Annotated in this window: 12 protein-coding genes; 9 read left to right on the plus strand and 3 right to left on the minus strand. The window is 68.4% G+C overall.

The window, feature by feature from the left end; all coding sequences use genetic code 11:
- Positions 1-2: 2 nt before the first annotated feature.
- The 8 genes from yidD to AB0383_RS01660 all read left to right on the plus strand — a co-directional run bounded on the left by yidD (position 3) and on the right by AB0383_RS01660 (position 7,897).
- Positions 3-335, plus strand: a complete 333-nt coding sequence (gene yidD / locus AB0383_RS01625) for a membrane protein insertion efficiency factor YidD (RefSeq protein WP_364053925.1) — start codon at positions 3-5, stop codon at positions 333-335.
- 4 nt (positions 336-339) lie between these two features.
- Positions 340-1,533: a membrane protein insertase YidC gene (gene yidC, locus AB0383_RS01630; protein ID WP_364169042.1), complete on the plus strand. Its 1,194-nt coding sequence runs from the start codon at positions 340-342 to the stop codon at positions 1,531-1,533.
- Positions 1,534-1,561: 28 nt separating this feature from the next.
- Complete coding sequence (locus AB0383_RS01635; RefSeq protein WP_220245400.1) at positions 1,562-2,137, plus strand: R3H domain-containing nucleic acid-binding protein; 576 nt, start codon at positions 1,562-1,564, stop codon at positions 2,135-2,137.
- Between the two features lie 1,677 nt (positions 2,138-3,814).
- Complete coding sequence (locus tag AB0383_RS01640; RefSeq protein WP_366184451.1) at positions 3,815-4,237, plus strand: hypothetical protein; 423 nt, start codon at positions 3,815-3,817, stop codon at positions 4,235-4,237.
- A 183-nt stretch (positions 4,238-4,420) separates the two neighbouring features.
- Entirely contained in the window at positions 4,421-5,101 is a 681-nt protein-coding gene (gene rsmG, locus AB0383_RS01645; protein WP_364169048.1) for a 16S rRNA (guanine(527)-N(7))-methyltransferase RsmG, read from the plus strand.
- 87 nt (positions 5,102-5,188) lie between these two features.
- Positions 5,189-6,115 (plus strand): ParA family protein, encoded by a 927-nt coding sequence (locus AB0383_RS01650; protein ID WP_366184454.1) that lies wholly within the window; start codon positions 5,189-5,191, stop codon positions 6,113-6,115.
- Positions 6,112-7,131, plus strand: coding sequence for a ParB/RepB/Spo0J family partition protein (locus AB0383_RS01655; RefSeq protein ID WP_366184456.1), 1,020 nt, complete (start codon positions 6,112-6,114; stop codon positions 7,129-7,131). The genes AB0383_RS01650 and AB0383_RS01655 overlap by 4 nt, the downstream gene beginning before the upstream one ends.
- Positions 7,132-7,285: 154 nt before the next feature.
- The gene (locus AB0383_RS01660; RefSeq protein WP_366184458.1) at positions 7,286-7,897 is read left to right on the plus strand and encodes a DinB family protein; all 612 of its coding nucleotides are present in this window, start codon (positions 7,286-7,288) and stop codon (positions 7,895-7,897) included.
- Here the strand turns inward: AB0383_RS01660 and AB0383_RS01665 are convergent, their stop codons facing one another.
- Positions 7,898-8,842, minus strand: coding sequence for a D-alanine--D-alanine ligase (locus AB0383_RS01665; protein ID WP_366184460.1), 945 nt, complete (start codon positions 8,840-8,842; stop codon positions 7,898-7,900).
- 33 nt (positions 8,843-8,875) lie between these two features.
- Positions 8,876-10,195, minus strand: coding sequence for a PLP-dependent aminotransferase family protein (locus tag AB0383_RS01670; RefSeq protein ID WP_366184462.1), 1,320 nt, complete (start codon positions 10,193-10,195; stop codon positions 8,876-8,878).
- 182 nt (positions 10,196-10,377) lie between these two features.
- Between AB0383_RS01670 and AB0383_RS01675 the strand changes: the two genes are divergently transcribed.
- Entirely contained in the window at positions 10,378-11,022 is a 645-nt protein-coding gene (locus AB0383_RS01675) for a GNAT family N-acetyltransferase (protein ID WP_364169065.1), read from the plus strand.
- Here AB0383_RS01675 and AB0383_RS01680 read toward each other — a convergent pair whose 3' ends face one another.
- Entirely contained in the window at positions 11,023-11,571 is a 549-nt protein-coding gene (locus AB0383_RS01680) for a hypothetical protein (protein ID WP_366184464.1), read from the minus strand.
- Positions 11,572-13,697 lie beyond the last annotated feature (2,126 nt).

Here is a 13,697-nt window from a genome sequence, read left to right on the forward strand (position 1 = left end):
CTATGCAAGCCACTCCCGAGCACACCCACGGCGGCACCGAAGTCACCGGGGAGACGGCCCCGCGCCGCCCCGGGCCAGTCGCGTGGGTGCTGCTCCTCCCCATCAAGTTCTATCGCAAGGCGATCTCGCCTTTCCTGCCGCCGGCCTGCCGCTTCTACCCGAGCTGCAGCGCGTACGCAGTCGAAGCCCTGACCCGGCACGGTGCCGGCCGCGGCTCCTACCTCGCGCTGCGCCGGCTGGGGCGGTGCGGCCCGTGGACACCGCCGGGCCGCGATCCGGTACCCGAGAAGTTCTCGTGGCGCCACCACCTGCCTGAAACACCGATCGAGGAGTAGCTCAGTGCTCGATTTCATCTACTACCCCGTGTCCTTCATCTTGTGGTGTTGGCACAAGGTATTCGGGTTCGCGTTCGGGGAAGCATCGGCGATTTCCTGGATCCTCGCGATCATCTTCCTGACGTTCACGGTCCGCGGCATCATGTTCAAGCCGTTCGTGAACCAGGTCCGGTCGATGAAGAAGATGCAAGACTTCGCGCCGGAGATGAAGAAGCTCCAGAAGAAGTACGCGAACGACAAGCAGCGCCAGGCGCAGGAGATGCAGAAGCTCCAGCGCGAGCACGGCGTCAACCCGCTGGGCAGCTGCCTGCCGATGATTCTTCAGATCCCGGTGTTCATCGGTCTGAACCACGTGCTGCGCGCGTTCACGATCCTGCCGCCCGGCGGTGGCGTGAAGACGGAGAACTACTTCTTCAACCAGCACGATGTCCAGTCGTACGTCACCGCGAAGCTCTTCGGCGTCAACCTGGGTGAAGCGGTCTACAACGGCGTCGGGGTGGTCAGCGGCAGTGTCGCGGCTCCTGGGTTCCACTGGAACGTGCTCCCGGTCGCGCTGCCCTTGATGATCATCGCGTCCATCGCCACGCACCTCACCGCGCGGCACTCCGTAGCCCGGCAGAACGCCGCGTCGGCCACCTCGCAGACCGCGATCATGAACAAGCTGACGATGTACATCTTCCCGCTCGGCGTGCTCGTGTTCGGTGCCCTGTTCCCGCTCGGCCTGCTCTTCTACTGGCTGGCGAACAACGGCTGGACGCTGATGCAGCAGCGGCTCGTGTACACGCGCATCGACAAGGAAGAGGCCGCGCGCAAGGCGGAGGCCGCGGAGAAGCGAGCGTCGCTCGGACCGAAGCCCGGGCAGAAGCCGACGGCTCCGAAGGTCGGGCAGAAGCCTGTGCAGCAGAAGAAGAACAACCCATCCGGCAACGGTGGCCAGCAGGGCAAGGTGACCAAGGCGGGTTCGGCGCACGGTTTCGCGCAGACGAAGTCTCCGTCTTCCTCGGGTGGCGTGGAGAGCAAGAAGAACGCCTCGTCCGAGGCTGCCGCGCAGTCCACGCCGTCCGAGCCGGACACCAACGCGACCCCGTCGAAGCCGGCGCAGCAGCCGGCCCAGAACGGATCGAACAAGGAGAACGGAACCGGGGTTCCGGGGCTCCTCAAGGACTCGACCAGGAAGTCGGGCCGGAAGCGTCGCTGACGCGTCCGGTTCGGAGAGGAGACGAATGATGTCGGAGACGGTCGACACGATCGACGCCGATCAGGACGAAGAGACCACGGCCTCGGCCGCACCCGCCGCGGGTGCCCCCGCTGAGGCCGCCGACGAGAAGCAGGGCGGCGACGACCTGCTCGTGCAGGAAGGCGACATCGCCGGCGACTACCTCGAGCGCCTGCTCGACCTGCTCGACTACGACGGCGACATCGACCTCGACGTCGAAGCCGGCCGCGCCATCATCAGCATCGACGGCGGCGAGGACCTCGAAAAGCTCGTCGGCCCCCGCGGCACCGTGCTCGAGGCCCTGCAGGAACTCACCCGCCTCGCCGTCCAGCAGGAGACGGGCTCCCGCAGCCGCCTCATGCTCGACATCGCCGGCTGGCGTGCCGACCGCCGCGAAGAGCTCCGCGAACTCGGCCGCTCCACCGCCGAGTCCGTCCTGTCCAGCGGCGAGCGCGTCCGCTTGCAGCCCATGAGCCCCTTCGAACGCAAAGTCGTGCACGACGCGGTCGCCACCGTGGACGGCGTCACGAGCGAAAGCGAGGGCGAAGACCCGAAGCGCCGCGTGGTGATCTTCCCGGAGGGCTGAGCCTCCTGGACCCCATCCTTGCGGCCGTCACGGCTTGATGCGGTGATCTGGACGCATCACTGAGTATTGCGAAGCACTGAGCAGAAGCGGCCCGCCGGACTTCCGGTGGGCCGCTTCTTTGTCTCCTCTTGCTCGTTCCGCCGTGCTGTGCACGTCGTCGGCTCTTGCGTTGGGCGGCCTCACCGCGTTGCACCGGGCGGGCTCCTCGCACCGGTCGCCTTGCCGCCGTGCCTCGGCTCGGCTTGCTGCCGCGCCCCGGCCCTGCTGTCGTGCCCCGCACGCAGCCGCAGTGCGCATCGCTTCATCACATGCCAGGACGCGCTCTCCACGGTCGCTCCCCCCGTCGGCTCCCGCGCTGGACTGCCTCACCGCCGGTGCCCCGGACCGGCTCCCAAACCATCCCTTGCGGCCGTGCGCCGGCTCGGCTTCCACGCTTACCGCCGTGCCGCACGCTGCTGCCGCGCTCATCGCATCATCACGTGCCGGGCCCGTCCTCGACGGTCGCAAGCCCGCCGGCTCCCGCACCTGGCGGCCTCACCGCCGCGTCCGGAGCGGCTCCTTACACGAGCCGCCCTGCGGCCGTGTCCCGGCTCGGCTTTCGTACTTGTCGCCGTGCTCCGCACGCTGCTGCCGCGCACGCCCGCTTCACCACATGCCAGGACACGCTCTCACGGTCGCGCGCCCCGCCCGCTGAGGCGCTGGGCTGCCTCACCGCCCCACGCACACGCGGAGAAGTCCGCTCGGCCACCCGCAGGTCTCCACGGCGACTCCGCATCCACCGAGACTGCGCCCGCCCAAGCTGCCCGGCCAAGCTGCCCGTGCTCGTTCCGGCGTTGTCCTTGCCGACCGCACGCGCTGCCCGGCGCACGTCTCCATGACTTTCTGGTCCCGACTGAACTCGCCTCAGCCCGCACTCGCTGGAACCTGCCACTCGTCCCGCTGCCTAGCGGGTCTCTCGGATGCTCCCGCTGCACGCGGATCCGACCCCAGCGGACCGCTGCCCGCGGCGCCGCTGCCTTCCATCCGGCCGGTGTGCTCGAAGTGGCGCGGGTGCCGTGTGTCCGCCTGCGTAGGCCGGCCGGGTCAGTTCAGACAAATCCGGTCGGGCGGGCGGTCACCGCGAGACCTGTATTCACAAAAGCCCTCACGCAGTCAGCTCGTCCGAACCCGCCGGTGTCGCTCGGCATCGGCCGTTGAGGCGACGGAGTCCGCGCCAGGCAATGCGGCTCATCGAGGCGCCCGGTCGCCTGCTGCTCGACAGCTCGGATCCGCGGTCTCGCACTCGCAACGACCCGCACCTCAACGACCGCTTTGCTCGCCCGGCCTTGTCTCGGGCGGTGGTCGTCCGCCGGCGTGGCCGCGCGATTGCCCGGACGTGCCCCGCGCAAGGCGGCTGCTACCGCGGATGCCCGACCGCGACCCGGCACTCATCCACCGGCCCCACTCGCCCGCTGCTCTGCGCTCATCCACCGCCGCGCGCTCGGACTACTCGAAGGTCCTGCGCCCGAGTGCCCTGGCTCATCCGCGAACCGCCGCTCGACCCAGCAGATCGCCGCTCCAGAACCAGCGTCACGACCGCCCTCCCGCGCCGTGCTCGCCAAACCTTGCGGCGAGCACGGCGCTCGGCTTGCGCACCGAAGCGAAAGCGGCGGGCTGAGGGCGCAAGAAGGGTGGCCCATGATCTTCGAATCCGGGCTCGCCTTCGTGCTCCCCGGCTCGTCCGTCAGCTCGCAAGCGTGTCCGCGCAGGCGTCTTTCCGGCCGCTCCTCCATGCTTGCCCGCTTGTATTCCGAACCTGCTGCCGCGCTCGCCCACTCCCCTGTCCGTGGATCGGTCGGCCGGTCGCCTCGTGCGGCGGCGTGTTCGCTCGACTGCCAGTCGGTCCGCTGGTGGGCCGGCGGGCCCCTGTCGGTTCACCTGCCCGATCGCTCCCATGTCTGCTTCTCGGCGGCACCTTTCGGCGCCCGCCGATGCCGCCCCGCTCCGGTGCCGCACGAGTTGCCGGATCCGATCGGTCTGGTGCACCTCGACCTGATCCTTCGGGTGGACCGAACCTCCGAGGCTTGTTGGAACGAATTACAACTGTGGCGTTTCACGTGAAACGGCGCATCCCGCTGAGCGCCACCCGTCGTCGTGGTTTCACGTGGAACACGGCTGTGGACACTCGGCTCCCTGAGTGGAGTTGTCCACAGTTGCGGTCTGTCGGCTCGATTTGGGCTCGGCATCGGGGACAATCGAACGAGCGCGTTTCACGTGAAACGCGCGGACCGAGGAGTGGGTTTCGTGAGCTTGGAGGGCGCCACCGCGATGGTGCGGACCGCGGCGGCGGAGGTGTTCGGGGAGCGGGTGGATCGGGCGGCTGGGTACGTCGAGTTGCTGGCTACTCATGGGGTCGAGCGGGGGCTGATCGGGCCGCGTGAAGTGGAGCGGTTGTGGGAGCGCCACGTGCTGAACTCGGCTGTGATCGGGGAGCAGATTCCCGACGGGGCGCGCGTGGTGGACGTCGGGTCGGGGGCTGGGCTTCCGGGTGTGCCGCTGGCGATCGCCCGACCGGACCTCGCTATCGTTCTCCTCGAACCCATGGCCCGCCGGGTCGACTGGCTGGCCGAGGTCGCCGAGAAGCTGGAACTCCCGATCACCATCGTGCGTGGACGCGCCGAGGAGCGGTCTGTGCGTGAGCAGCTGGGTGGCGCTGACGTCGTCACTGCTCGCGCTGTTGCTCCTCTCGCTCGCCTAGCGGGCTGGTGTCTTCCACTGGTTCGCCCCGAAGGTCGTCTGGTTGCGCTTAAGGGGGCCAGTGCGGGAGAGGAAATCGAGCGGGACCGCGTGGCTGTGCGGAAGGCCGGCGGTGCCGATCCAGAACTCGCCGAGTGTGGGAAGGCAGTGCTCGAGGTCCCCAGCACGGTCGTAATGATCCGCCGCCTGCCACCGAAGCCGTCCCGGCCACGCGGCAGGCGGAGCTAAGCGTACGAGTGCGGCCGCGACGTTCCACGTGAAACACCGCGGTCCGAACGCCAACGAGTCTTCTATCAAGAGGAGGTGTCGAGACCGGTGAATCCCCGCCCGTCCGACCCTGCGAGCACCGGCCACGACTTGGGCTGGACGCCGATCGCCGAAGAAGCCGTCCGCGCCGCGAGCGTCCTGCACCCGAAGGAGGGCATGCTCCCCCGCCCGACCCGTCGCCGGGTGCTGACGGTCGCCAATCAGAAGGGCGGCGTCGGCAAGACAACGAGCACCGTCAACCTGGCCGCCGCACTTGCCGTGCACGGGCTCAAGACTCTGGTGATCGACCTCGACCCCCAGGGCAACGCCAGCACCGCGCTCGACATCGACCACCGCTCGGGCACGCCGTCGATCTATGAGGTGCTCATCGGCGAGGTGTCACTCGCCGAGGCGGCCGCTGTCAGCGAGCAGTCGTCGAATCTGTTCTGCGTGCCCGCGACGATCGACCTCGCCGGCGCGGAGATCGAGCTCGTCTCCATGGCCAGCCGCGAGACGCGGCTCAAGGAGGCGCTCTCGTCCGAGATCCTCGACCAGATCGGCGTCGACTACGTCTTCATTGACTGCCCGCCGTCGCTCGGCCTCCTCACCGTCAACGCGATGGTGGCCGCGCAGGAGGTGCTCATCCCGATCCAGTGCGAGTACTACGCGCTGGAAGGTCTGGGGCAGCTGCTGAGCAACATCGAGCTCGTGCAGCAGCACCTCAACCGCGAGCTTCGCGTCTCGACGATCCTGCTGACGATGTACGACGGTCGCACCAAGCTCGCGGACCAGGTCACGAACGAGGTCCGCAACCACTTCGGCGACACTGTCCTGAAGACCGTCATCCCGCGCAGTGTGAAGGTCTCGGAGGCGCCTGGCTACGGTCAGACCGTGCTCTCCTACGACCCGGGTTCACGTGGCGCCATGAGCTACCTCGACGCCGCCAAGGAGATCGCGGAACGTGGCGCGACCGAAGGAAGGAGCAGTACCGCATGACTGAGCGCAGAGGAGGGCTGGGGCGAGGGCTCGCGGCCTTGATCCCGACCGGGCCGGCCACCACGGCCGGCCCGGTCCCCTCCGCCGTCGAAGGTGGCACGCCCGCGGACAAAGTGGCGCGTGAAGAGAAGGGCTGGTTCGCGGCCAACGGCGCGGCGACTCCCGTCAGCGGCGAGGTCGCCGGCGCGGTCTACCGGGAGATCCCGGTCAGCGCCGTCAAGCCGAATCCGAAGCAGCCCCGCCAGGTCTTCGACGAAGAAGCGCTCGCCGAACTCGAACACTCCATCCGCGAGTTCGGGCTCATGCAGCCCATCGTCGTCCGCGAATTGGGCGACGGCGAGTACGAGCTCGTCATGGGCGAGCGGCGCTTGCGGGCGTCGCAGCAGGCGGAGCTCGAGGCGATCCCCGCGATCGTCCGGCAGACCGCCGATGAGTCCATGCTTCGCGACGCGCTGCTGGAGAACATCCACCGCGTCCAGCTGAACCCGCTCGAAGAGGCGGCCGCGTACCAGCAGCTGCTCGACGAGTTCGCGGTGACGCACGAAGAGCTCGCCAGCCGCATCGGCCGCAGCCGCCCGGTCATCACCAACACGATCCGCCTCCTCAAGCTGCCGCTGGCCGTGCAGCGCCGCGTGGCCGCGGGCGTGCTTTCGGCCGGACACGCGCGGGCGTTGCTGTCGCTCGAAGATCCGGAGAGCCAGGAAGAGCTGGCGGCTCGGATCGTCGCGGAGGGCATGTCGGTGCGCGCCACCGAGGAAGCCGTCACGCTGAAGAAGAGCGAAAAGCCGGCGAAGCCGAAGGCCGCTCCCCGCAAGCCGATTCAGGCACCGGGTCTGCAGGAGTTGGCCAACCGCCTCTCCGATCGTTTCGACACGCGTGTGAAAGTCGACCTCGGTCGCCGCAAGGGCCGCATCGTCCTCGAGTTCGGCTCGGTCGACGACCTTGAACGCATCGTCTCGCTCATCGACGCGAACTCGAACGAAAAAACGGCGAATCGGACAGAGGAAACCGACTAGGGATCACCCCGGGTCGTTTCGTCACGGTGATGATTGCTCACCGGGACGGTGACCGGCACTCTGGGTGGCCGCTGCGGGCGCGGGGAAAATCGGCGGTCGTGCGGCGCGGAATCCGGGAGAGTTGGCGGAACCAGCTCTCCCGAAGGAGCGTTCCGTGATCCCTCCGCGCTTGGCTCCGCTACTGAGTCAGTTCGACTTCGCGTGCAAGCGACTCGTCGATCGGCTCGACGGGCCGGCGGTCGACAGCGGCGACGGAACTCCCGTCTCCCTTGAACCGATGACCGACGACGAGTTCCGATGGGAGCCGACGCCGGGCTGTTGGTCGGTTCGGCGGCGCTCCGATGGACCGGGGCCGCGCGCGACGTTCCTCGCCGGCCGCGGCGAGTGGGGCCGCGACTCGGCACCTCACCCCCACCCGTCGCCGCCGCCCGTCACGACGATCGCGTGGCGGCTGAGCCACCTGAGCGAAATGCTGATCCAGCGCGCCGACCACACGTCAGGCAGCCACAGGCTGACCCGCGACGACTACGCGGACACCGGCGACGCCGCAACCGCGACCGCCGCGTTCCAGATCGGCGCGGCCGCGTGGCGGAAAGCTTTGCTGAGCGTCGACGACGCAGCACTCGACACCGTGGGCCTGTGCACCTATCCCCACGGCAGTGATCCCGACGAGCCGTTCCTCGAGATTGTGTGGTGGGTCAACCAGGAAGTGCTGCACCACGGCGCCGAAATCGCGTTGCTGCGCGATCTCTATCGAGCGCGGTGATCAGCGCGCGACGGCCCGCGCCACGAGATCGGCGAACACTGCCCCGAGTGACTTCCCTGCCGCCTCAACGGCCATCGGCACCGTCGACGTCTCCGTGAGACCCGGCGACAGGTTCACTTCGAGGAAGTGCACCGTGCCGTCGGCGGTGATCACCGCGTCGGTGCGCGAGATGTCGCGCAGCCCGAGCCAGCGGTGCGCCGCCACGGCCAGCTCGCCGACGGCCTTCGCCGCGTCTTCGGAAATGCGCGCCGGCGTGAAGAAGTCGGTGAGGCCGGCCGTGTAGCGGGCGGTGTAGTCGTAGACGCCGCTCTCCGGCACGATCTCGACGGCCGGCAGCGCCTCGGCGCCGTGCTCGCCTTCGATGACGGTCACGGCCACCTCGACCCCGTCGATGAAGCGTTCCGCCAGCACTGTGTCGCCGTACGCGAAGCAGCCGACCATCGCCGCAGGCAGTTCCGACGCCTCGCGCACGACCTGCGTGCCGAGCGCCGAGCCGCCCTGGTCCGGCTTGAGGATCATCGGCAGGCCGAGGCGCTCCACCATCGCGTCGAGCACCGACTGCGCACCGAGTTCACGGAAAGTGCTGTGGGGCAACACAATCCAGTCCGGCGTCGAGAAACCGGCCTGCTGCACGAATGCCTTCGCGGTCGGCTTGTCCCACGCGCGACGGCAGCCCTGCGAGCTCGTGCCGACGAAAGGCACGTCGAGCATTTCCAGCACCGTCTGCACCGAGCCGTTCTCACCTTCACCGCCGTGCAGCGCAACGACGACCGCGTCAGGACGCTGCGTACGCAGGCGCTCGAGCAGCCCGGCGTCGGTGTCCCACTCCTCCACCGTCAGCCCCTCGGAGCGCAGCGCGGCCGAAAGCCGGCGGCCCGAACGGAGGGAGACGTCGCGTTCGTGGGAAAGCCCGCCTGCGAGCACGGCAACGGTACGGTCGACCACCGTGGGAACTCCTTAGGTTTTGCTGCGGACCGGTCAGACCGTGTCCGGCGACGGGGTTTCGGGCCCCGAGATGGTGCGTGCCTTCACGCTACCGAAGGTGCGGCTGAGATCCATTTCGGACTCCAGCACCGCCGCGAGCCGGCGCACGCCTTCGCGGATCCGTTCGGGCGTCGGGTAGCAGTACGACAGGCGCATCTGGCGCGAGCCGTAACCGTCGGCGTAGAAACCGGTACCCGACGCGTATGCCACGCGCGCGGTGACCGCACGCGGCAACATCGCTTTGGTATCAACACCTTCCGGCACAGTGACCCACACGTAGAAGCCGCCTTCGGGCATCGTCCACGAGCAGCCCGGCGGCAGGTACTGGTTCAGCGCCGAGATCATCGCGTCGCGGCGCTCGCGGTAGTTCTCGCGGAACTTCTTGATCTGGCCCTTCCAATCGTGCGTCGCGAGGTAGCGCGAGACGATCATCTGGTTGAACGTGGGCGGGCACAGCGTCGCGGATTCCGCCGCCAGCACAAGCTTTTCGCGCACGGCGTGCGGCGCGAGCACCCAGCCGACGCGCAGGCCGGAGGCGAACGTCTTCGAGAACGAGCCGAGGTACACGACGTTGTCGGGGTCGAGCGAGCGCAGCGCCGGGTAGGTCTGGCCGTCGAAGCCGAGCAGCCCGTACGGGTTGTCCTCGACGATCAGCACACCGTGCTCGCGGCAGATCTCCACGATCTCCGCACGGCGTTCCACAGCGAGCGTGACGCCGGCGGGGTTGTGGAAATTCGGGATGGTGTAAAGGAACTTGACGCGCCGGCCCGTCTTCTCGGCCTGTCGCAGCGCCTCGCGCAGCCCGTCGGGCACGAGCCCTTGGTCGTCCATCGCGACGTGCACGACCTTCGCCTGGTACGCCGCGAACGAGCCGAGCGCGCCGACGTACGAAGGGCCTTCGGCGATCACGATGTCACCGGGATCGCAGAACAGGCGAGTGACCATGTCGAGGCCCATCTGCGAACCGACGGTGACGACGACGTCGTCCGGGTGCGCCTTGATGCCCTCGAGAGCCATGATTTCGCAGATCTGGTCGCGCAGCGTGGGGATGCCGTGGGCCGACCCGTACTGCAGTGCCACGAGACCTTCGTCGGCGATGATCTCCGCCACCTGCGCCGACAGCGTGTCCAGCGGCAGCGCGGCGAGGTTCGGCATGCCTCCGGCGAGCGACACGACCTCGGGCCGGCTCGCCACCGCGAAGAGGGCCCGGATCTCCGAAGCGGTCATCCCGGCGGTGCGCGCTGCGTACCGGTCGAGGTGAGGGTCGAGATTGTGGCGGCCGGCTTGCGGCTTGACGGGGCGGTTCTCGGTCATCGACACACCTGAGGGCTCGGTGGTACCTGCGGGTAGATCCATCGAGTGTAACCAGGGCCTCTTCCTGGTCCCCGCTCTTCCGGCGCTCATCACATCGTCCTATTCTTCGAGTGGCTCTTCCGGTCGTTCCTGCGCTCTTGCGGGGAACGGATGCCGGGCGTGAGGGATTCGGGGAGGTTCAGGTGTCACGTCGCGTGGTGGGCGTCACACTCGACAACCTCGAAGACCTGCCCAAGAGCTGCCGTCGGTGCGTCTACTGGGAGCTCGCGCCGCACCTCAAGGCCCAGGCAGAGGAGTTCGGCTCCACCGAGGTCGAGAAGGAAGCCTGGGTCTCCAGCGTGCTGCTGGAGTGGGGCTCCTGCGGCCGCATCGTCTACAGCGACACGCTGCCGGTCGGCTTCGTGCTGTACGCGCCGCCGAACGCCGTGCCGCGCTCCTTGGCCTTCCCCACGTCGCCGCCCAGCGCCGACGCCGTGCTGCTCACCGCGTTCCAGGTCCTGCCGGAGTTCCGCGGCGGCGGCCTCGGCCGGATGCTCGTGCAGGCCGTGGCGAAGGACCTGACCAAACGCGGCGTCCGCGCCATCGAGGCTTTCGGCGACGCCGTGCCCGACGAGGTAGACCCGATGGGCCAGCATACGTGCGTGCTGCCGGCGGCTTTCCTGCAGAGCGTCGGCTTCAAGACGGTGCGGCCGCACTCGAAGTGGCCGCGGCTGCGGCTGGAGCTGCGTTCGGCGATCACCTGGAAGGAAGACGTCGAGGCGGCGTTGGAGCGGCTGCTCGGCCAGGTGACGATCACGACCGCGGAGCCGAGTCTCGGGCGGGCCTGATCAGCTGCTCTCGAGCTGCTTCTTGAGCTTGGTGAGGCTGTCGCGCCAGTAGGCCTTGAGGTCGTTGGCTGTCTCTTCGTCGACAATGCGCTCGTGCGCCAGGGCGATCTGAGTCTTCGTGCCTTTGTCGACAAACCCGACGTTGACCCGCGTAGTCCCGTCGCCCCAGTCGAACCGCGCCGACTTGTTCCGTTGCGTCGTTCTGATTGTGAGCTGATCGCTGTCGAGCCACTCTTCCCTCGCGGCCGGCTCGGCCACGGTTTTGTAGACATCGTCGACACTCGCCTTGATCGTCCGGCTCGCATTCACCGTGAACAGCCCGTCCCGACCCCCGTTGCGCGGCCGCAATCCCCGGGACCGCTCGTACTCGACGGTCACTGTCTGTGCCCACCAATTGCCCAACCGGTGCTCCTCGACGAGCCGGCCGACGATCTGCCCGTGGCCCTGACCACGCGCTCCCCACGCGTCGAGCACCTCACCCCACTCGCCGAACCCTCGCCCGGTTGCCGTACGCACCGCATCGTCCGAGGTCAACTTCGTGCCACCCATGGCAGCCCTCCTTGTCCGGTCACCCCGAACGTCGCCACCGACCCCACCCCTTCGACACACCCCCCGAAAGATCTTCGCGACGCCCGCTTACCACGGTGTTACCCAGCCCGAAATACCCGATTTTCCCAGCTGTGCACAACTGTGGAAGAAACCCCGAGTTATCCACAGATCCCTGATAGACGCCGTGGAAAACCTGTGGATGAGTAGACTGGATCTGGGGACGCCCCCCGAGGAGGGCGGGGGCTGCCCCAAGGTGTGGTGTGTCCCCGGTGGGGCGGGCGCAATGGGTTGTGGCGGTCGGCTGGGGCGGTCGAAGCGGTTGCGTGGCTCCGGTTGCGGGGTTGGCGGTGGACTACTCCAGCCGGGTTGGTCCGTGCACCGCTTGGGGTGAGGTTCGGGCCGCAGTTGTGCACAGGGCGCCAACGGTGGGCGGTGGGTCACGCCTTGAGTGCGGCTGGTTGCGATGGATGTGAGTGACTACCCAGAGTGGTTGTGGGTAAGCCCACCGAAGGTGCTACGGCCGGGAGCGGAGCTGGGCGGACGCGGGGGCGCGAGGCTGCGGTGGCGGTGGGTTGGTCGGGTTGGGTGTGGTGGGTAGAGCTCGGGATCGGCGATGAGCTTCAAGTGGGCTGCGCGCCCTCGGCTGGAGCGGCAGCGGATCGGCGGCATGAGGCGGCGACGTTCGGCCGCTCCCGGATGACCTGACTTTGGCGACTTCGAGTGCGAAAGGCGCCGACCGGGGCCCAACGGCGGCACCAACGCAGGGGCTGTGGAACTGCGGCACCAAGCCAGGGGCTGCCGAACGGCGCTGACCCATTCTGACGGCTGACTCCTCGCGGCCCGTGGAGCCGTCGACTGCGACGGTGTGAGTTGGCAACCCGCGCGCAACGGCCAGCGATCAAGGTACGTACCTACAAACCTGGGGAGCCGGTCTCTCGGCAAGGCCTCGGCATGCACTGGGCGCCGATCAGCGGATCGGCCTGCGCGACCATCGACCAACGAGTGCTGATCGAAGCTCGCTGGGCAGCGGTCGGAACCAGGCCCGGGTCTCTGCCCAGCGGCGACCGGCCTCGGCGACGAGTGGAGCGGCCCGGCAGCGGTCGGAACCAGGCTCGGGTCTCTGTCCAGCGGCGACCGGCCTCGGCGATGAGTGGTGCGGCCCGGCAGCGGACGGTCTGCGATTGGTGCACTGCTGAGCATCGAGGATTGGCGAGAGTTCAGGGCTGGTGAACGGAAGCCGGACCCAGTGCACCGGCTGTTGAGCGGGAACTAGTCCGATGGCAGGGCTTGCGCCTGGGCGCAGTAGTGAGTGGGTGTAGTCCTTGGTGGCGACGCCCGGCGCTGCAGAGTACGTGCCCAGCGTCGGCCCGACAGTGGCTTGGTTGCAGAAATCGGTGGGATTGCCCGGCGAACCGGTGCCCAGCCCGCAGCGATCGCGGCCGACGCCCGTGGTCGGCCGCAAGAGCTCGGCGGCCTGGACGGTGGAAAGCGATAGGGCTTCTGTCGTCCGAGGTCGTGGCCGGTGGTGGTGACCGGGGCTGAGTCCGGAGAGCTGAGTCCACTGGCCGGGCAGCGATCGGCGACCAGCGATCGGAACTTGGCTTGGTAGCCCACACCTCGGTGATTCGTGGCGAGCCGAGGAAAGCCGCGATCAGTGGTTGGTAATCGGCAGCGCGAGCCACCACATCGCGGGCGTGCCGATCAGCATCGTCGCGCCGGCGCGACTCGCCGCAACCGGTGACGGCGCCGTCGTAGTAGTTCAGAACTCAGCCGGAGATCGGGGCTCGGCGGCTGGGTCCTGGCGGGTGGCTAGAACTGGCCGGCAGCCTCGGGTCGGCGGCACGCGGCCGACGCAAGCCGTCGGTGCCGGCTGCTGGAACCGGTGACCAGAGCGGCGAGCGGCGACCACGCGACTGGCCCGGGGCCAACGGCCCGAGGTCGGAAGGCGTTTGCGAGGCCAGCGGCCAGCGGTCGAGGGCAACGGGAGACGACCGAGCCAGTGGGAATCACGAGTTGTGGTTGAGAAAAGGGCGAGTAGCGACCGAGTCGACGGGAGTCATGGGTTGTGGATCGAGAACGGGAGGCCAGGGGTGCCGACGACTCGTGAAGACTGAGCCCGCGAGGCC

Source organism: Amycolatopsis sp. NPDC051373 (assembly GCF_040689465.1).
Classification (GTDB): Bacteria; Actinomycetota; Actinomycetes; order Mycobacteriales; family Pseudonocardiaceae; genus Amycolatopsis.

Coding starts and splice junctions, on each gene's coding strand:
- AB0383_RS01655 (WP_366184456.1), top strand. CDS start 6,112: ATGACTGAGCGCAGAGGAGGGCTGGGGCGAGGGCTCGCGGCCTTGATC.
- yidD (WP_364053925.1), top strand. CDS start 3: ATGCAAGCCACTCCCGAGCACACCCACGGCGGCACCGAAGTCACCGGG.
- AB0383_RS01670 (WP_366184462.1), bottom strand. CDS start 10,195: ATGACCGAGAACCGCCCCGTCAAGCCGCAAGCCGGCCGCCACAATCTC.
- AB0383_RS01635 (WP_220245400.1), top strand. CDS start 1,562: ATGTCGGAGACGGTCGACACGATCGACGCCGATCAGGACGAAGAGACC.
- AB0383_RS01680 (WP_366184464.1), bottom strand. CDS start 11,571: ATGGGTGGCACGAAGTTGACCTCGGACGATGCGGTGCGTACGGCAACC.
- AB0383_RS01640 (WP_366184451.1), top strand. CDS start 3,815: ATGATCTTCGAATCCGGGCTCGCCTTCGTGCTCCCCGGCTCGTCCGTC.